This window comes from Photobacterium swingsii, assembly GCF_024346715.1.
Lineage (GTDB): Bacteria > Pseudomonadota > Gammaproteobacteria > Enterobacterales > Vibrionaceae > Photobacterium > Photobacterium swingsii.
Window position 1 is genome coordinate 120787 of record NZ_AP024853.1, and the last position, 18208, is coordinate 138994.

18 protein-coding genes, 1 pseudogene and 1 riboswitch are annotated in these 18208 nt (G+C 41.9%); of the genes and pseudogenes, 5 read left to right on the plus strand and 14 right to left on the minus strand.

Features of this window, described 5'->3' with window-relative positions; translation table 11 throughout:
• Window positions 1–56: 56 nt before the first annotated feature.
• The 5 genes and pseudogenes from OCU77_RS17900 to OCU77_RS17920 all read right to left on the minus strand — a co-directional run bounded on the left by OCU77_RS17900 (window position 57) and on the right by OCU77_RS17920 (window position 4581).
• On the minus strand, window positions 57–1037 hold the full coding sequence (locus OCU77_RS17900; RefSeq protein ID WP_048897706.1) for an ABC transporter substrate-binding protein: 981 nt from the start codon (window positions 1035–1037) through the stop codon (window positions 57–59).
• 76 nt (window positions 1038–1113) lie between these two features.
• Window positions 1114–1863, minus strand: a pseudogene (locus tag OCU77_RS17905) (ABC transporter permease); the annotation flags it as partial.
• Window positions 1864–1924: 61 nt separating this feature from the next.
• Complete coding sequence (locus OCU77_RS17910) at window positions 1925–2695, minus strand: ABC transporter ATP-binding protein (protein ID WP_048897708.1); 771 nt, start codon at window positions 2693–2695, stop codon at window positions 1925–1927.
• A gap of 37 nt (window positions 2696–2732) precedes the next feature.
• Window positions 2733–3563 carry a bifunctional hydroxymethylpyrimidine kinase/phosphomethylpyrimidine kinase gene (thiD, locus tag OCU77_RS17915; protein ID WP_107302681.1) on the minus strand — a complete coding sequence of 277 codons (831 nt, stop codon included), beginning with the start codon at window positions 3561–3563 and terminating at the stop codon, window positions 2733–2735.
• 67 nt (window positions 3564–3630) lie between these two features.
• Window positions 3631–3740: riboswitch (TPP riboswitch) on the minus strand.
• Between the two features lie 265 nt (window positions 3741–4005).
• Entirely contained in the window at window positions 4006–4581 is a 576-nt protein-coding gene (locus OCU77_RS17920) for a PhnA domain-containing protein (protein WP_048897709.1), read from the minus strand.
• Window positions 4582–4818: 237 nt separating this feature from the next.
• Between OCU77_RS17920 and OCU77_RS17925 the strand changes: the two genes are divergently transcribed.
• Window positions 4819–5286 (plus strand): hypothetical protein, encoded by a 468-nt coding sequence (locus tag OCU77_RS17925; RefSeq protein ID WP_048897710.1) that lies wholly within the window; start codon window positions 4819–4821, stop codon window positions 5284–5286.
• A 216-nt stretch (window positions 5287–5502) separates the two neighbouring features.
• Entirely contained in the window at window positions 5503–6732 is a 1230-nt protein-coding gene (locus OCU77_RS17930; RefSeq protein WP_048897711.1) for a trypsin-like serine protease, read from the plus strand.
• Between the two features lie 294 nt (window positions 6733–7026).
• On the opposite strand, the gene OCU77_RS17935 is transcribed toward OCU77_RS17930, so the two are convergent.
• From OCU77_RS17935 to OCU77_RS17960, 6 genes are all read right to left on the minus strand, one after another.
• Window positions 7027–8310, minus strand: coding sequence for a cytosine deaminase (locus OCU77_RS17935; RefSeq protein ID WP_048897712.1), 1284 nt, complete (start codon window positions 8308–8310; stop codon window positions 7027–7029).
• 11 nt (window positions 8311–8321) lie between these two features.
• Window positions 8322–9563 (minus strand): cytosine permease, encoded by a 1242-nt coding sequence (gene codB / locus OCU77_RS17940; protein WP_107302680.1) that lies wholly within the window; start codon window positions 9561–9563, stop codon window positions 8322–8324.
• 1006 nt (window positions 9564–10569) lie between these two features.
• The gene (locus tag OCU77_RS17945; RefSeq protein WP_107302679.1) at window positions 10570–11997 is read right to left on the minus strand and encodes an FUSC family protein; all 1428 of its coding nucleotides are present in this window, start codon (window positions 11995–11997) and stop codon (window positions 10570–10572) included.
• An 11-nt stretch (window positions 11998–12008) separates the two neighbouring features.
• Window positions 12009–12884 (minus strand): HlyD family secretion protein, encoded by an 876-nt coding sequence (locus OCU77_RS17950; RefSeq protein WP_048897714.1) that lies wholly within the window; start codon window positions 12882–12884, stop codon window positions 12009–12011.
• Between the two features lie 12 nt (window positions 12885–12896).
• Window positions 12897–13100: a DUF1656 domain-containing protein gene (locus tag OCU77_RS17955; RefSeq protein ID WP_048897947.1), complete on the minus strand. Its 204-nt coding sequence runs from the start codon at window positions 13098–13100 to the stop codon at window positions 12897–12899.
• A gap of 138 nt (window positions 13101–13238) precedes the next feature.
• Window positions 13239–14126 (minus strand): LysR family transcriptional regulator, encoded by an 888-nt coding sequence (locus OCU77_RS17960; RefSeq protein WP_048897715.1) that lies wholly within the window; start codon window positions 14124–14126, stop codon window positions 13239–13241.
• A gap of 169 nt (window positions 14127–14295) precedes the next feature.
• Between OCU77_RS17960 and OCU77_RS17965 the strand changes: the two genes are divergently transcribed.
• The 3 genes from OCU77_RS17965 (at window position 14296) to OCU77_RS17975 (ending at window position 16563) form a co-directional block, all read left to right on the plus strand.
• The gene (locus OCU77_RS17965) at window positions 14296–14649 is read left to right on the plus strand and encodes a tRNA-binding protein (protein ID WP_048897716.1); all 354 of its coding nucleotides are present in this window, start codon (window positions 14296–14298) and stop codon (window positions 14647–14649) included.
• 775 nt (window positions 14650–15424) lie between these two features.
• Complete coding sequence (locus OCU77_RS17970; RefSeq protein WP_048897718.1) at window positions 15425–15943, plus strand: GNAT family N-acetyltransferase; 519 nt, start codon at window positions 15425–15427, stop codon at window positions 15941–15943.
• A gap of 107 nt (window positions 15944–16050) precedes the next feature.
• Window positions 16051–16563, plus strand: a complete 513-nt coding sequence (locus tag OCU77_RS17975; protein ID WP_048897719.1) for a 2TM domain-containing protein — start codon at window positions 16051–16053, stop codon at window positions 16561–16563.
• A 63-nt stretch (window positions 16564–16626) separates the two neighbouring features.
• Here OCU77_RS17975 and OCU77_RS17980 read toward each other — a convergent pair whose 3' ends face one another.
• From OCU77_RS17980 to OCU77_RS17990, 3 genes are read right to left on the minus strand one after another with little or no spacing between them, the layout of a single operon-like run.
• Window positions 16627–17160, minus strand: a complete 534-nt coding sequence (locus OCU77_RS17980; RefSeq protein WP_048897948.1) for a shikimate kinase — start codon at window positions 17158–17160, stop codon at window positions 16627–16629.
• A 36-nt stretch (window positions 17161–17196) separates the two neighbouring features.
• Window positions 17197–17664, minus strand: a complete 468-nt coding sequence (locus OCU77_RS17985; protein WP_048897720.1) for a GNAT family N-acetyltransferase — start codon at window positions 17662–17664, stop codon at window positions 17197–17199.
• Window positions 17665–17718: 54 nt separating this feature from the next.
• Window positions 17719–18186, minus strand: coding sequence for an ASCH domain-containing protein (locus OCU77_RS17990; RefSeq protein ID WP_107302678.1), 468 nt, complete (start codon window positions 18184–18186; stop codon window positions 17719–17721).
• Window positions 18187–18208 lie beyond the last annotated feature (22 nt).

Below are 18208 nucleotides of genomic sequence, written 5' to 3' on the forward strand. Positions count from 1 at the left end.
CAATAACTGGGTGAAGGCGAGCCTGTTTATAATGTACCTTGTAGCGCCTAGGCTGCTTATAAACTCGGAACGTAATCTTGCGCTTTTGGCGCATGGCTGATGATTTTGTGTTTAAACATGAACTGTGCGAAGTTATCGTAACGCACAGGATCAATTGCTGCAGGACGCAGTGCGAACCTTGGCAGCGTGTCTTGCCATGCACGGCGGTTTAATTCGTTGTTTAGTGTATCGGGTGCATAGGCAACAAATTCTTTCCAGGCTTGGTCCGGATGATTCACAATATACTGTGTCGCCAGTTCAATCGCGGTGTTGAATTTCTTCAACGCGTCAGCGTCATAGCTGTTTTTATTCGCGACAACGACAAGCTCATCGTATGACGGTACGCCATGTTCTTCTGGGAAGAAGGCCTTCGCTTGGTAACCTTCGAGGGCTAACTGATTCGTTTCAAAGTTACGTAAGCCGCCCCAGATTGCATCGACTTTGCCAGATGCAAGTGAAGATGAAAGTGCCCAGCCAACATTGATGATTTGTACATCGTCAAATGCAACGCCTTCGCTTTGAAGCATGGTGCCTATGGTTGCTTCTTCGTTACCCGCAATCGCAATACCAATTTTTTTGCCTTTTAAATCAGCAAGTGTTTTGATTTTGCCATTATCCAATGTCATTAGTGTATTGAGTGGTGTGGCGATGAGTGTTGCAGAGCGAATAAGCGGCAAGCCAGCAGCCACATCGGTTGTTAGGCTTGTCTGATACGAAATAGCCATATCAATTTTACCCGCAGCAACCAGTTTAGCTGGGACACTCGGATCGGCAGGCTCTTGGATCTTTATGGTTAAACCTTGATCACTAAAGAGTCCTCTTTCTTGGGCAATTACTATAGGGCCGTGGTTAGGGTTAACAAACCAATCTAGCATTAAGGTCATTTCTTTTTTTGCTGTGTCAGCTGCTGAAGCCGCTGTGCTCGCGATGGTTGTAATGGCTAAGCCTAGTGCGAAAGCAAACTTAGTAAGTTTTTGTTGTGTAAGCCAATTTTTCATATTAAGCCTTTATCGTAATTGTTATCTAGGTAGTAACTTTTTTGGGTAAATACGGGTTAAAATTAAGGACACACGATTAATGAGTGTGATCCGTGTTTTGCCAAGGGATAAGGCGTTTAAGTGCTTTATCCGCAAAAAAATAGAGCGCAATTGAGAATGACGCGAGAATAAAGAGCGCAGCGAACATTTCATCGATCAACATACGCGCGTTAGCTTGTAACATTAGGTAGCCTAAGCCTTCGCTGGAGCCAACCCATTCACCAACAACCGCACCAATAGGAGCCACAACTACTGCAACTCGAATACCTGATGCTAATGCTGGTAAAGCCGCAGGCAGACGAATGTGACGTAACAACTGCCATTTGTTGGCTCCCATTGTTTTTGCCAGATCTAAATAGCCCGTTGGTGTGTGACGTAATCCGTCGTAACAGCAGGTAGTAACAGGAAAGAAAATGATGAGTGCAGCCATGACGACTTTGGACGCAATGCCATAGCCCAGCCAAAGCATCAAAATAGGGGCAATGGCAAAGACAGGAATTGCTTGGCTTGCGATTAAAATAGGCAATAACCAACGTCTTAGGGGATCAAACAATAACATCTGCAGTGCAAACATTAGTCCCATAGAAAGCCCAAGCAACAGCCCCAATAAGACTTCAGATGCGGTGACTGATGCGTGATAAAACAAGACGTCATAACGCTGAAGTAATTTTTCAAACACGGCCATTGGTGTCGGTAGAATAAAGCTAGGCAAGTCAAATAAAACAACGGCTAATTGCCATAACCCGAGGATGATAGCCATACTAATCAGCAGGCGGATCACTGGGTGTGATACTGTATTTGACCATGATAGGGTTCGCTCACTTGCCTGCAAAGCAAGCTGAGGGTGATTAGCCATAATCTTGTTCCAAACGCGTGATGATATTTTGCTGATGCTGTGCGAGCTCTGCTGTGTAATCTCGTGGGGTTTGCCCTTGTGGTGTCGGTAGTGAAACCATCGCGGCAGGTGAGCCAGACATGAATAGGATTTGATCTCCTAATCGCAATGCTTCTTGCGGATCGTGGGTAATTAACAATACGGTCTTCCCTTTTAGTAAGGTGGCCGCAAGTGTTTGTAATTTATGACGTGTTACGGCATCTAATGCCGAAAAAGGTTCATCCATTAATACGATAGGCTTGTCTTGTAACAGCGTACGGGCAAGTGCAACACGTTGTCGCATACCGCCTGATAAGCTATCGGGGCGGGCATGGATGTGCTCACCAAGGCCGACATGGTTAAGTAATTCGCATGCGCGTTCTAGGCTATTTTCTGTTGGTTGCTCTGGGCTAAAGCGAGTGCTTAAACAGACATTATTAAGCACAGATAACCAAGGTAATAGTAGATCCTGCTGTGCCATGTACGCCACACGCCCTTCAATGGGAAGCTGATCTGAGACGGTGAGAGAACCTTGCCAATCTGCTTGCTCATTTAATAAGCCCGCCAATAAACGCAATAAGGATGTTTTGCCGCAACCACTTTTGCCTAGAATACAACTCCACTGACCTTGAGGTAGTGTGAGGTTGAGCTGTGAAAAAAGTGGTTGTTCACTGCTGTGGTAGCGAAGTTGGCATTGTGTCAGTGCGACAGCGACGCCTGCTTGCTCTCCTGCGCGGTGACTCATGGGTTGACTCATAGGGGGCATTGTTCTGTCCGTATTTTTATGCGGTTGGATCAAAATGACCAGCAAAGAAGTGATGAACAGGGCCGTGACCAGAGCCGATGTCTAATGAATCTGCATGATAGATAGCATGGGAAATGTAACCTTTTGCGTGAGTGACTGCCTCGACCAAATCGTAGCCTTGAGCGAGGAAAGATGCGATAGCAGCAGAAAGGGTACAACCCGTACCATGGGTATTTTTGGTCTGAATACGATGGGTACTAAAGCGAAACACATCATCGGCAGTAATGAGTAGGTCGGTACTGTTTTCGCTTTGCTCTAGATGGCCACCTTTTAGTAATACAGTTTTTGTATTGAGTTGGCGAAGATCCTCGATTAACGCATCCATTTCAGAATCAGTTTGAGGCACAGCGCAGCCTAGTAATGCCGCCGCTTCTGGTAGGTTGGGGGTAATAACATCGGCGAGGGGAAGAAGCATGTCTTTAAGTGTAGAGATAGCATCTTGTTGGAGTAATAAATCACCGCTAGTGGCGACCATTACTGGGTCGATCACCAAGTGGTTAGGTTGATATTGTTGTAGCTTTTTAGCAACCATAGCGATGATCTTGGTATCGCTTAACATGCCAATTTTAACGGACTTCACGTCTAAATCTGAGAAAATAGCATCAAGTTGTTGTTCAACGAATTCCGGTGAAATAGGTAAGATACCACTGACACCAAGGGTGTTTTGTGCTGTCAGCGCTGTGATAGCGGAACACGCGTAGCCACCAGTGGCAGAGATTGCTTTTATATCGGCTTGAATGCCCGCACCACCGCCACTGTCAGAGCCTGCGATGGTTAAAGTGATTGGTGTTTTAGATGGCGTTACCATAATTTATCCCTAAAATTGATGTAGGGATAACAGGTGCCAATAGTGCGATCTTAAGCGATCGGAATAGGGGACACAGCTGTTAGTTCCCTACGCCAGTGTTAACTGGATCAGGTTCAACGGGTCCCGCTTGGTATGTATACCTTGCAGTCTCAGCCTAAGGCTCCCCGACTAACTTTCAAACACACTGAAAATATCAATATGTTTAGCATTTTGTATGGCAGGGATTATAACGCAATCACGTGGATCATCTACCCCTATTCGAGATTATTTAAGATTTAGTCACTGTGTAAGTATTATAAGGTGATGAAATTATTGGAATAAAATCGTGTTAAGAATGGGGCAGATAACCAAATAGAAAGGTGGTGGGGGAGCCCATATCATAAATGTTGGATAGCAAAAAGGCGCTAAATAAGCGCCTTTTTGAGTCATGCATTCGAGTGAATTACATTTTTTTACAGTAAGCTGCGATAAGTACCATAGTTGTACCCGCTGCTTTACCGCTGATGTGTAGTGGGTTGTCGTTTAGACGAATACCACGAACAGCAGTACCTTGTTTAACAACAAGGCTAGAACCTTTAACTGGAAGGTCTTTAATCACAGTAACGTTATCGCCAGCTTGTAGCGGTGTACCGTTAACGTCAACAGTTTGGATTGATTCAAGCTCTTCAAGTGCGATGCCTTTCTCAGCCCATTCAACCATGTCTTCTTCCATGTACATCATGTCTTTAAGGTCTTGAGCCCAAGATTCTGATGCCGCAAGACGGTTAAGCATGCGGTAAGCCATGATTTGAACAGCTGGAGTTTGGCTCCACATGCTGTCGTTAAGACAACGCCAGTGGTTAGCTTCAACTGTATCTGCATCTTCGATTTGTCCACGACAAGTATCACAAACCATTACACAACAACCAGCAGTTTGATCCGGTGATGCTGGCACTTCATAAACACTTAGGTTGCTGTCTGAAGAACAAAGCTCACACTTAGATTCGCTGCGTTGTTTTAGAATATTTTCAATAGTCATTAGAAATTGTCCGTAGATTTTGTGAGGCCGTATTATGCCACCATTTAGTGAATTTGGAAGGCAAATGGGCATATATCACACAATTATATTGTAGCGACATACGGTTTAGTACAGCAAAAATAGCGCAAAAGTAAAAAAACGCAATTAATTATAGTTACAGCTATAAAGAAAAAGCATAATTAGCCGATGTTTAGTAGCATGCAAACAACATAATTAGAACATACATAAAGGATGATTATGAAAAAGGCCATTGCACTTATTAGCTTAGTAGCCCTGTTTGGCTGCACGGAAGAAGAAATCAAAGACACGCTGTCAGGCAAAACCAAGGTGTTTGCGGTTGAAAGCGTCGAAGTTGCGGGCTTAAGTGGCTTAGCGGACGGCACGCACTCTGTGACAGATAGCAAATTGGCGAGCCTTTTACCCGATGTATTCCCTAATGGGACTAAAGCTGATTTAGATAATTACGGAATTGGCACGCATGGGTCATCATGTGCGAAGATCGATACTACAACACCAGTATGTTTTGAAGATGGAAAAAGCTGTACGCCATCTGAAATGAAACAACTGAACTTGAAAGTGTATAAAATTGATCTTACAGATATCAAGTCAGCCTATGAGAACGCTAAGTTTTTCCCTACTTTGGCGACACAGTTAGGTATTGAAGGTTTAAGCCAGATTGATATCCAAGAAGTTAATTGTCCATAAATTAACGTATTTCCGGTAACGAACAAGACAAACCGCACTCATTGGGTGCGGTTTTTTTATGATAAATTTCGGCAAATATAACCCTTCACGCTTATCAGTTGTAGGCATTTCATTTGATTTAATGATGTCTCTCGTAAAGGTTTGTCACAGCAATTGGGTAGTATCCATAATGTGATTAGATCCCGCTATTACAAGGATGTTAGTAGTGAGAAAGGCATGTTTGATAAAACAATTTGCTTCGCTGTTGGGCTAGGGATAGCGAGTGTCTCTTTACCTTTATACGCACAAGAATTTAATATTGCACCTCGGATCATTGATGGCGAAAATGCGACACTTGCAGATAATCCATGGATGGCATCACTTCGATTAAGTGTTAACAATGAACACCCGATGTGCGGCGGCACGATTATAGACAGTAATTGGGTATTAACGGCTGCGCACTGTGTTGTTCATCCAAGAACAAATGGTGCGATTGAATCCGATTATTTTGTGCTTAAACCTTATCAAATCAGTATTACTGTCGGTGAAGCAACCTTATCAAACGCGCAAATCGATGATTATTATTCGGTCTCTCATGTTGTGGTTCACCCTAAGTACACGCGATTGTCTAAAATAGTGAGCACTCCTCGGCCTGACGGTAGTGTTGAATCGGATGTGAAAGCGCTGGCATTAGACAGTGATATAGCACTATTGCGTGTTAATCGATCTTTCCCTACAGCGTTAACGCCTATCACATTAGCTGATTCTCAAGTCGCAACCGATTTTGATCGTGTGCTAGGTGAAGCATGGGATGAAGGTAAGCGTCCTGAAAATTTGACAGTAACGGGTTGGGGAACAACAGCGATCGATGGTAGCAGTGAGTCCGCTTCAGATATATTGCAAACAGCCAGCGTCGCTTTTTTACCGATGAATCTTTGTTTTGACCGATTGGAAAGTGGCGATGATGCCCCGTCATTGGTTGATAGCCCATTTAACCTCACTAAAATATGTTCGCTACCCTCCAAAATTAGTACGCCTCCGATCGGATCGCCGGAAGATCTTCCACCCTACGGGCCCGATGTTTGTAAAGGAGACAGTGGTGGCCCTGTTACGGTTAAAGATGCCCAAGGGAAAGTTATCCAATTAGGGATCATGAGCGGTGTGCCCGGCGGTTCACCCTTATGTGGCTCTATCAACCGACCTGCTTTTTATACTCGCATGGGAACTTATTACAATTGGGTACAGGGCTATTTGAATAACGGCGCTCCAAGTGACGCTGTCACACAGCCAGACTTTATTAAAGATGACCCGAATAACCCGGACGGTGATAAGAAGTGTAACCCTAATGCTGAAGGGGTTTCGCCGAATAACTGTAATTTTATTGATCATGATGGTGGTGGATCAGTGCCTTGGTATATCGGATTACTGCTAGGGGCGGTTGCATTTGTGAGGCGAAGAAAGCGTTAATACCAATCTGGGTAAGTAAATGTTCAGGTGATTGCGCAGGAAAAAACACTGAGAACAAGGCGTAGATTGCAGATAGCTAGTTGTTCTATCTACAAAATCTATAACGCCGTTATCATTGATTTTAACCAGCAAGAACGATCAGTTACTTAGTTTGATTGGTATAAATCATAAGATTGTCGGGAGAGTCGACAACAAGAGAAGATTAAAATAGGGTAGATAAAAAAGCCACTGGCAGTGAATGTGCAGTGGCTTTTAGCGTTCATTGGCGATCTATAAATCAATCGCTATAAATGATTAACGACGGAAAGTAATCGCTTCTTTTTCATCTAATGTAATGTGTGTTGTTGCTGGTTGTGTTTCAGCAATTACCTTACCACCACGAATAGAGAAACGAACCGGTACTTGGCGGCGAACGGCGTCGAAACCATTTTCAGCTGGCAAGACAAGCAAATTAGCGGCTTTGCCTTGCTCGATACCGTACTCAGATAGAATGTTTAATGTACGAGCCGATTTCACACTGATTAAATCTAATGATTGGTTAATCTGATCGTAGCCCATCACCTGACACACATGCAGCCCCATGTGCAGTACTTGCAACATATTCGCTGTGCCTAGTGGGTACCAAGGGTCAAATACATCATCATGACCAAAACAGACATTAATATCAGCCGCAAGCATCTCTTTTACACGCGTAATGCCACGACGTTTCGGGTAGTCATCAAATCGGCCTTGCAGATGAATGTTTACCAGAGGGTTAGCAACAAAATTAATCCCTGACATTTTTAGCAAACGGAATAAGCGAGAAGCATAAGCACCATTGTATGAGTGCATTGCTGTCGTATGGCTTGCTGTTACACGATCGCCCATCTCGTATTTGTGTGCGAGAGCGGCCAATGTTTCCACAAAGCGTGATTGCTCATCGTCAATTTCATCACAATGCACATCAATTAAGCGGTCGTATTTGCGCGCTAATTCAAAAGCAAAGTGTAGTGACTCAATGCCATACTCACGGGTAAATTCGAAATGTGGAATAGCGCCAACAACGTCAGCACCCAGTTTTACCGCTTCTTCTAGCAGCTCTTTACCATTAGGGTACGACAAGATACCTTCTTGTGGAAATGCCACAATTTGAATATCAACCCATTCCTTCATTTCTTCCTTTACTTCCAACATGGCTTTTAATGCAATCAGTGTTGGGTCAGAAACGTCGACATGGGTACGCACATGTTGAACACCATTAGCGATCTGCCATTTTAGTGTTTGTTTTGCTCGTTTTTTTACATCTTCGACAGAGAGTAGGGCTTTACGCTCAGACCAGCGTTCGATACCTTCAAAAAGCGTACCTGAAATATTCCAGCTCGGTTCACCTGCTGTTTGTGTTGTATCAAGGTGAACATGAGGTTCACAGAAAGGAGGTATCGCCATACCGCCTTCACCGTCAATTATGTTGCCCTCAAATGCAATCGCTTCATCTGCAGGTGCGATCTTAGAGAACTGACCGTTCTCAATGAGGATTTGATGCAGGCCTTCCTTGCCTTGAATGGTAACGTTTTTGATGAGCATTTCTGACTGTTGCATCGCCATATACCTTATGCGTTAGCTTGAACAGATTGATTGTGACGGTTTAAAAGCGGGTTCAGCACTAAGTAACTTAATGCGCCACCTAATACTGCGTTGATTGGGACAACGCCAGGCAGGAAGTGGCCTGCTGCAACACCGATAGCAACACCTATGATGGCTGCCCAGTTAACCGTAGTAAATTCTGCATTTGCGAAATCTTTGTAACGATGACGGTTTTTCAAGAAATCCGCAATAATAATGCCGCCAATTGGTGGAATTGCTGCCGATAGGAAGGTTAACCAACCAACAAAGTTATTGTAGAGCCATAGCGCACATAGAGTACCGATAATACCGTTAATCATAGAAAGGTACTTACTTGGAATGCCTGTGACATTTGAGAACCCTAGACCAGAGGCATACAGCGCATTATCGTTGGTTGTCCAAATGTTTAAACCCAGCACGATAATCGCAGGAATCAATAAGCCTTGTGCAATCATCACTTCGGAAATATCGGCCTGACCTGTTGCAGCACCACCTGCAGCACCGAAGATAAACATTAAGGAGTTACCGATGAAAAAAGCAATCATGGTGATGAATACTGCAGCTTTAGGTTTTTTACCAAATCGAACGAAGTCGGCGGTTAGCGTTCCTGCTGAAATGAATGAGCCAACGACGAGTGCCAGTGCGGTAGAGAATTCGAGAGGGTCTTTCGGTGTGATGGCTTTTAAACCTTCCATGCCACCCATGCTGCTAACAGCTTCAATGACAGAGTAACCGCCCAGTAGCGCAATGGCTGGGACTGCGATAGCGGAAAGGATCATTAATGCGGCAATACCGAAGTACACAGTGACTGTCATTAATAAACCTGAAACGGCGATGAGGATGTTGGTATCAATGCCTGTGGCTTTATGAACTGGGATGGCAAACATTGCTACGCCAACACCAAACCAACCAACTTGCGTACCGCTTAGAAGAAGAGAGGGAAGCCAAGAGCCTTTAGAACCAAAAGAGAATCGAGCAAGAAGGTGAGTAGAGAGGCCTGTAGAAGAGCCGATGTAACCAAGAAAAGAAGTATAGATACCGAGAATTAAATTACCAATCAGGACAGCGAGGAGAAAATCATCATAGGTTAACCCAGTTCCTAATGTTCCACCCGTCCACATACTGGCGGAAAAGAATGTCAACCCTAACATTACCATGGTTAGCGATAGAACCCCTTTCCTCGCCGATTGCGGTACGGGACCCAAGCTATAGTTATTGTCGCCAGCCATTTCAAACCTCTACAGTCGATTATCACTAAATAAATTATTGTTGCCATATTTCAGCCAAACGGCGCGTATTTTATGGATATAAATAAACTTATCAAGTGGTTTTTTTGTTATTTCTTTTATTATTTCGACGCGCCTGCTTTAAGTGTAGTTAATTCAATAGGTTGGTCGATTTTCTATGATTTTATTCTGGCGTAGAAACGTTTGCTTTTTGGTGGTTAATTGTAATGCAAACGATTTTTATCATTTCTATTGGGTGTAATGCCTAAATATCAATGTAAATGATCTTGCAAAGGAGAGTGCTTTTTTAATGAAATCGATAACATATGAGTTTTGCAGAGTGGGGTTTTAAGGGTGAGCTACCTTTTGCATATATGTGTAAGTGCTAATTCTTTATAAGAAATGGTGTAGAAATCATGATCAAAAATACAGTAGAAGGGCTGCTTTATCGTTTTGTCTCAAAGGGTAGAGCTTCTACAGCGGCATTTTCAAAAATGGGACGATGTTTTTCAAATTTGACATTGTCGTAAACAATGGCGTGGGTATGAATAGGTTTAAAAAATAATGAACAAGCTATTTTAGCTTGTATTTGGAATTTTATAATTTCGCTGAAAGTTTTATTAAAACAATCAGTTATATTCTGCTTTACTCTGTTTTATTTGTTCGACTAGGCTGTGAACAAAGTTAATCACAGATCTTTCGTTATCCACAGAAGCTGTGAATAACTCTGTGGGAAATGCTCACAGGCTAGAAATCATGCCGCATCTGGTAAAGTCAATACTCTAGCTTGAGAGAAATTAGCGAAAAATAGCTTGTTTTGATTTAGTTCAATTCTTGAAAAAAGAGCGAGAAATAAAATCGCTTTTGGCGTTGTTCGTGCTAATAGAGCAGGCGTGCTGTACTTTGATATAAGCTGATTTATTTATATAAATCTGAGAACTATCGAAGAGATTTTCTTGTTACTTTCCAATAGGCCTCAGTTTTGCTAATAGATACGCTTTGCTGTTTTTTAACTTTTAGGGCTCGAAAATAGGCCTGTATAAAAGCGAATAACAGCCATACAAATCATCACGTTTACTAGCATGATTAACGGTGTTTCTATGCTATAGCTGGGTGTTGTTTGTAACGCACTCATGGTGAGTACGACCAGTAAATTACCACCAAGCACTTTTTGTATGCCTAGGCTAGGTGATTCGCACAATTTCCAAATGATAATAAAGTTAATCCCATAAAAGCCGGCTAACTGCCACAACTCGGTAAAGCTGGGCATGATGAAGGTATATTGCAATAGGATGGCTGCCCCCCAGCCAAGTGTTCCCCAAAAAGCTTGTTTAACGATGCTATCCGGCATAGTCACAATGACGTTGGCAAAAACTGATGCTAGCATTGGAAATATTGCCCCACCAGGCAGTGGAATAAAGATCCATAGCGCAAAACAAGTCAGCAATATACACACGGCTTTTAATGCATTACGCAGTCGAATTTTTGTCTCTTGACTTAGTCTTCGTTGTTTAATGGCGTTATCAAATAATGGTGGCTGTATTTCAAGCGGTACTTTTAATTCGACACTATGCTCTTGCATGAAGAGGCGTAGTCTTTTATGGCTATTTCTATCGTTTGTTATTGCTTTATCTAGTAGCGGTAGCACTGTGGCTAATGTGCATAATGCTTTTTCAACATCTGTAGCATTGTTACTTTCAAGCAATCCATTTTGTTGCTCTAAATAATCAATATGTGCTTGTACTCGCTGACAAACACCCACCAACAATCGCCATTGTTTGTGTTGATGCTGTAGTTGATGACTGCCTGTTAAAGGCAGGGAGAGCAGTTCTTGTAGCTTATATATTTGGGGCTGCACACTGTTGGAGCAGTCTACCTTACGGCTGTTGTTATCAAGTAACGTGCAATAACGGCGGTTGAGTTCTACGACAACTTTTTTGAGCGCCATAAAGAAATGATACTCTGTTTCTTGTGGCCATAGTATGCGAAAAACAATGGAGTAAACGACAACCCCCAGTAGCGTTTCTTGAATACGTAAAACAGCAATATTAAAGGTGTTGGTACTATCAAAGCCACCAATCGAAGCAATAATGGCGCAAACCACAAAAGCGATAGTGAACATATATCCGTAGCGCTGATTACCCGCCATAAATACACAATAAGCTAAGAATAGCGTGTAGAAGAGAATAAACAGCAGAGGATTTTGAGAGAAACAACCAATAAGAAAGAGCGCGTAGCCCATTCCGAGTAATGTACCCAATACTCGATTTCGCCCCTTACGTAATGCATGGCCATACGTTTCATTCGCTGCCATTGCTATGATGCTAATCACCGACCAATAGGGTTTATCCCACTGAAACCAAAGCGCAAGGCATATAGCCAAAACAACAGAAATGGCGACTTTAATAGCATTTTTTGTCGACGAGCTAATACGCATGGCGTCCTCTTTTATACTGACGTTTTATCTTTAATGATTTTGATTGATGCAGTCATGCCGACTCGAAGTTGTAACTGTTGAGGCATTTGTTTGAGGTGCACTTTTACAGGTATACGCTGGGCTAGGCGGATCCACTGAAAGTTTGGGTTTACGTTTGGCAATAAAGCGTTGCCTGTGCTGCCATCTTGTTTTGCAATACCATAACCTATACTTTGAATTTCACCTTTAAGTGGTTGATCATCATGCATCATCAAAGTGACTAAGGTTTTGTCTTTTGGATTAACATTTTGCAGATCTGTTTCTTTGAAAAAGCCTTCAATCCAAAAGCTATTTTGATCGATCAAAGCAACAACGGGAGTATTCGCGACAACTTGTGAACCGACACGATGACTAAGGTTCGTGATATAGCCATCTGTTGGTGCTGTAATTCTGGTGAACGTCAGATCTAACTGAGCAGCATCGATTTGCGCATCTGCCGCAAAAACACTGGCTTGTGCGGTTTCGACGGCATTGTGTAAGTTATTCAGCGTTAGTGTAGGGATAGCGCCTGGTGTACGTTTGATTAAATTCAGTGAACGACGTTCTTCATTTTTGGCTTTATTTAATAAAGCGATAGCCTGCTTTTGGCTTGCAAGGGCTTTGTTTAGGTTGTTTTTGTATACGCTGTCATCAATTTCAAATAACACCTCACCTTTTTTAACTTGTGCATTATCTTCAATGTACATTTTTTTAATTTGCCCCGTTACACGTGGTGTGATTTGGATGACATATGCACGGACTTGTCCATCGCGTGTCCAAGGGTTTTGTGTATAAGTGAGGTAATGTGAATAGAGGATCACCGAAGCCGTCACCACTAAAATAAGGGTGAGTAAGTAACGTTTTAGCATTGAATAATTCTCTTAAAAAATCGTGATGTATTTACTGATGGCGTTGACAAAAATAACCATTAAGCACAGTTCGGCAATAACGGGAAAAGCTATGAAGCGGTACAACCCAAGCTTGCCAGCAATAAAAAAGGCAAAACTCGCCAGTGCATAAGCGATGATGACAACTAATAGAAGTGGCGGGATATACACTTCACCTAATGCAATTTCATGCGGCATCATAATTTTTGTCACCTTTGGGCGGATCAACGTAGTTATTGAAAGGTGCTCAATGATAGAGGGAGGACTTAGCGGCTCGTAATCGCTTTTGATGGATCAGATCCATCAAAAGGAGGCTAGCTATGGAGATAGTCGTAATTATTGTGTGTATTGCGCTATTGTAGCGATAATATTTTCTTTTACTTTGGTGATTTGTTTTGAATGTGGGCACCAAAGTGCGAGAGGGATCTTCAAGTCGTCTTTTAGCTGCTCAGCCGGTAGTTTGACTAAGTGTTCACTGATGTATTCGGAATGAATAATTTTGGTTGGAAGCACTGACCAACCAAGCCCTTGTTCGACAAATCTCACGATCAATGACAGCTGATCTATGACTTCGTAGTTGGGGGATAGAATCACTTTTTCACCCATCTCATCGTCAATTAATGATTTTAGGACAAACTGACGGCTTGTTTTTAATGCTCCATACTGCTCGGCAGTCGGTATGGCGGATATAGGGTGGCTTTTGCCAACAAAGGGTGCAAAAGAAATGTGGTTTAGAAGGGTGTAATCGATGCTGTTAATCAGCGTGCTATGGTGAACATTCACCATCCCAAAGTGAATGGAGCCATCTTGAATCCCTTTCTTTATTTCAGGCTTAGTCCGAACGATAAAGTTAACTCGCATAGAGGGGAATGCTTTTGCAAGATTGGCACGAATGTCGGTTAGCACCTTATTGGGTAAAAAGCTGCAGTACGCAATGGTGACCGATTCAAGCCCGCCATAAGAAAGGCTTAATGCCACACGATCAAAAGTCCGTGCTTGCTCGATGGCTTGTTTTGCATAGCGATAAAGGAGTTCACCATCTTCGGTTGGTTTGACCGAACGGCCAACTCGATCGAAGACTTTGATGGCGAGTTGATCCTCTAAATTCGAGATGACCTGACCAATAGTAGTGCGGTGTTTATTGAGTTTAGTAGCGGCTTTGCTGAAAGATGCTTGCTCGTAAACGGTAACGAAAGCATCAAGTTGCTCTAGGCTGAAATTCATGTAACGACTGACTGAGTAATGAGTATTCCTAACTGTAGCACTGTATGTCTTTGGTGTATAAAAGACTTTGGCAGGTGAAACTTGATGATGAAAGGAGTCACGATGATCACGCTTAACACAGTGTTTTTTTGTTAGAATGAACAGACTTTTCAGCGTATAGGAGAGAAAAATGACACCTGCACCCATAAAAGAACTTATCGCATTCAGTGATTTTGAAAAGCTCGATATTCGTGTTGGCACAATAACCGCAGTCACAGATGTAGAAAAATCCAAAAAACTGATGAAGTTGACGGTAGATTTCGGCGATCATACACGCACTATTCTTGCTGGTATCAAGCAAGAGCGTGAAAACCCGTCTGAAATTGAAGGCAAGCAGGCGCTGTTTGTTGTTAATCTTCCTGAGCAAAAAATGGCAGGAGAAGTATCGCAGGGGATGCTGTTCGATATTGGTTATGCTGATAAGCAGTTACCGTGTTTAGCAATGCCAGAAACACCGATGCCAAATGGAAGTCGTGCAGGTTAACGTATTCATCTTTATAGTCGCTAATTTGGTGAAATATTGAGTTTTAATTGCGATTAAGCGCAATATTTCATCAGTCTAAGATCATATCTAATTTAATTCTATTACGTTCCGCTTACATGCCAGTCTCTCTTTTCCAATTGGGTACATAGTGTTACTTTAACTATTCACCATTAATATGAATCTACACTCGCATTACGGCAAAACTTCTATTATATTATCCTCTGGTCTTTCTGGATTTGTAATTCTCATTTTTTATTTTATATACCTAAAAAGCGTTATGCTTTATTGGGTATGGTTTTATGTGTCTATTAATGAGTAATTATAAAAAACAAAATCTATTAAAGAATATGTTTTTATGAAGTTTACTGTTTTAAAGCATTCACTTTTTGTCGCAATGCATATAATGATTGCGTATTCGACAACATTTTTTGCCACTATTGTCATGATTTTTACTGAAGACTGGAATAACCCATGGAGTCATGAAACTCATCAGTTAATTTCAGATATTGTACTATACGTTTTACTTGTTTATGGTTGCATTGTCGTTTACTGGCATGTCATTAAACCAATATTGGCATGGAAATCTTTACGAAGCGCGAAGTTCGGAATCTAGGGACTAATGAATCAATACCCATAGCGCATTAAATTTATGTTTATTTGTGAATAGATTAAAACAAACTGTCTTTCACTATAAACTTATTTTCATGGTATAAATACGTTAGTAATATAAGCGTATATTTGTAGGCCATGAGATAAGCATGGCAGGAGAGAGTAAATGGAATTAATTTCACCTTCAGATAAATTTGAAAGCGCATTCTCTGATTTTTATGACGACTTTCAGGTTAATGATCATGAAAATGCAGAGTTTTATATCGCAGGGAAACAAGATTTCGCTGCTTATGTTCAGAGTCTTCTTGATGAAGCGAACGGTGTGAATCTGCGCGAAGGGTATGTGCCTTGTAATCACTATTGGCTAGTGAATGATAATAAGTCGATATTAGGTGCGATTCGTGTTCGCCATAATATAGACAACGAATTTCTTGCCTTAGAAGCAGGCCATATTGGCTATGATGTAGCACCTTCATTCAGGCAGCAAGGCAATGGCAGGACCATGCTGAAACTTGCGCTACCCAAAGCCAAGGCATTAGGTATTCATTCTGCATTGATTACAGCCAACGAAGACAACCTTGCATCGCGTCGTGTTATTGAAAGTAATGGCGGGCGGTTCGATAAAATTGTCCATGGCAAGGTGTTTCCATATCCTATCGCACGATATTGGGTTGATTGCATTTGATTTAAGTTGTTGATAAATAAGGTTTGTCATGTTTGTGTCGTGCTCGTGACGTTACTAATATTGGCCTGAAGGGCTAATCTTCACCGAAACAGCAGAGGGAGTTGGCGATGATAGTTAGGAAATTAAGATTACAACGAGGCTGGTCTCAGGAACACTTGTCGCAAATCAGTGGGTTGAGTGTGAGAACCATTCAACGTATTGAACGAGGGCATAAGGCTGGCCTTGAATCTTTAAAATCTCTCGCTGCTGTGTTTGAAGTTCAAGTAACGGATTTACAACAGGAGCCAGATATGAACGATATGAATAGGAATGACTCTGACATCAAGCATGCTGAGATGCATAGTGATATAAGTATCTCTGATGAAGAAAGTAAAGTACTTGCTCAGGTCAGAGAGATTAAAGGTTTTTATTCCCACTTAGTCACTTATGTACTCGTGATTAGTATGCTGTTTGTTATAAACTTTATCACTGACGCTAGTTATATCTGGGCATGGTGGCCAGCAATGGGCTGGGGTATCGGTATTGTATCTCATGCTTTAAGTGCATTTGAGATAATGAATTTCTTCGGTGCTGATTGGGAGAAAAAACAAGTAGAAAAACGCTTAGGTCGTAAATTATAGCTTGTGTTATTTGCTTTAGAGCTAGGTTATATATACAAGAAACCTAGCTCTACTTTATTATCTTCATGCTATGATATTTTCGATAAATTGCTTTGCTTCTTTGGGGGATGTAATTCTTACAAACTGAATGTGCGAATATTGCTCGTCAGTCATGATGCTTTGGTAGCGAATCTTGTTAGTGTGATATGTTTTGAGTGTCCAGAGTAATATTGAATCTTTACTGGCTAGTACTTTTTTCAAGCTTTCTTTATTGCCGGTGTTTGGCCAGAGTTCTTTTTGGCTAATAATGCGATAAACAGCGCGCTTTACTGCTTGGTATAGAGTGCGGCCTAAAGAGTAATCAATCCAAATAACAGTATCTACCTTGTGCCACTTTATCGGAACTGTTCGGTTATAGTTTCCATCTAATACCCAGTGTTCATTTGATGTGACTTGCGATAAAGCCTCAAAGAACTCTTCATCTGTTGATTCCTGCCAGTTTGCTTTCCAAAACAAACTGTCCATTTCGTAATAAGGGCAAGACAACTTTCCAGCTAAATGCTTTGAGAATGTTGATTTACCACTGCCACTGGTCCCTACAACGTTTATTCGCCTCATTGTTACTGCCATTCCGTTGCCAGCCTTCTATCAGTATTAAAGATCTAAATACAGTCTCAGCATATCTTTATGCTGAATACCATTTTCAATGATTGGATCTGGGTAGTGTGTAATAAAGTGGTCTTTAACTACTTTATCAATTCTAAAACCTAATCGGTGGTAATAGGTGAGCTGGTACCCAAAGGCACCTGTACCGAGCTCAATCCTCTTTACCCCTTTTTCTTTGAGCGCATTGATGGAAAATGCCAGCAGTTTGGATCCGATGCCTTGCTGTTGATATTCAGGCTGTACAGAAACATTGAATATTTCAACGAGAGTAGACATGTCTTGTCGCTGCTTAGATTTTTTTGGTGACACAATACAGGCTGCGCGTATATCAGTATTCTCAGTTGCTACAAAGCACCAAGCGTTAGATAAGTAGCCTTGAATACTAATTTCTGATGGATCGGCTTCGAGCAACAAGGATAAAGGGACTTGATCCGATGGAACTTGATGATAGTGCATGGTTATAAAGTCTCTCTCTTTATTGCTGTAATAATGATTGAGCTAACGATGTTGCTATAACGGGAAGACTTTTTCAAAGCGTTCGAGTACAAGTTCTGACTCTTCATTAAAAGTCGCACCTATTTGGGCGGCATAATGCGTGAAAAAGTCGATGTGAGCCTGACGCCACCATTCGTAGCTACCATCTCCTTCGCCTTCTGATTCCGCAAATTCCCGCGAGACTCGATTAAAAGGGCTGGTGGATACCTCAGTGAGTCGTACTATACATACGGGGTCTTCAGCCCAGTTTAAAACAAGGGTTAAGTTACCAACTTGTGGTAGTGGATCATTTTCAATGTCATAGCCAGCTTTCAGGCTACAGGATGCGCGTTTAATACCCTTATTGATCAAACGAGCGCACTCATTGGCATTGTACTCATCGGCACAAAAATACTCAGCAATAATTTGAGGGATTGCAGCACGTTCGGTTGGCGTTAACTGTACTAGATAGGCATCTATCATTGCTTGTTGATTTGGTGTCATGTTCTTCCTTGAAATAGAGGTT

Coding starts and splice junctions, on each gene's coding strand:
- OCU77_RS17900 (WP_048897706.1), bottom strand. CDS start 1,037: ATGAAAAATTGGCTTACACAACAAAAACTTACTAAGTTTGCTTTCGCA.
- OCU77_RS17910 (WP_048897708.1), bottom strand. CDS start 2,695: ATGAGTCACCGCGCAGGAGAGCAAGCAGGCGTCGCTGTCGCACTGACA.
- thiD (WP_107302681.1), bottom strand. CDS start 3,563: ATGGTAACGCCATCTAAAACACCAATCACTTTAACCATCGCAGGCTCT.
- OCU77_RS17920 (WP_048897709.1), bottom strand. CDS start 4,581: ATGACTATTGAAAATATTCTAAAACAACGCAGCGAATCTAAGTGTGAG.
- OCU77_RS17925 (WP_048897710.1), top strand. CDS start 4,819: ATGAAAAAGGCCATTGCACTTATTAGCTTAGTAGCCCTGTTTGGCTGC.
- OCU77_RS17930 (WP_048897711.1), top strand. CDS start 5,503: ATGTTTGATAAAACAATTTGCTTCGCTGTTGGGCTAGGGATAGCGAGT.
- OCU77_RS17935 (WP_048897712.1), bottom strand. CDS start 8,310: ATGCAACAGTCAGAAATGCTCATCAAAAACGTTACCATTCAAGGCAAG.
- codB (WP_107302680.1), bottom strand. CDS start 9,563: ATGGCTGGCGACAATAACTATAGCTTGGGTCCCGTACCGCAATCGGCG.
- OCU77_RS17945 (WP_107302679.1), bottom strand. CDS start 11,997: ATGCGTATTAGCTCGTCGACAAAAAATGCTATTAAAGTCGCCATTTCT.
- OCU77_RS17950 (WP_048897714.1), bottom strand. CDS start 12,884: ATGCTAAAACGTTACTTACTCACCCTTATTTTAGTGGTGACGGCTTCG.
- OCU77_RS17955 (WP_048897947.1), bottom strand. CDS start 13,100: ATGCCGCATGAAATTGCATTAGGTGAAGTGTATATCCCGCCACTTCTA.
- OCU77_RS17960 (WP_048897715.1), bottom strand. CDS start 14,126: ATGAATTTCAGCCTAGAGCAACTTGATGCTTTCGTTACCGTTTACGAG.
- OCU77_RS17965 (WP_048897716.1), top strand. CDS start 14,296: ATGACACCTGCACCCATAAAAGAACTTATCGCATTCAGTGATTTTGAA.
- OCU77_RS17970 (WP_048897718.1), top strand. CDS start 15,425: ATGGAATTAATTTCACCTTCAGATAAATTTGAAAGCGCATTCTCTGAT.
- OCU77_RS17975 (WP_048897719.1), top strand. CDS start 16,051: ATGATAGTTAGGAAATTAAGATTACAACGAGGCTGGTCTCAGGAACAC.
- OCU77_RS17980 (WP_048897948.1), bottom strand. CDS start 17,160: ATGAGGCGAATAAACGTTGTAGGGACCAGTGGCAGTGGTAAATCAACA.
- OCU77_RS17985 (WP_048897720.1), bottom strand. CDS start 17,664: ATGCACTATCATCAAGTTCCATCGGATCAAGTCCCTTTATCCTTGTTG.
- OCU77_RS17990 (WP_107302678.1), bottom strand. CDS start 18,186: ATGACACCAAATCAACAAGCAATGATAGATGCCTATCTAGTACAGTTA.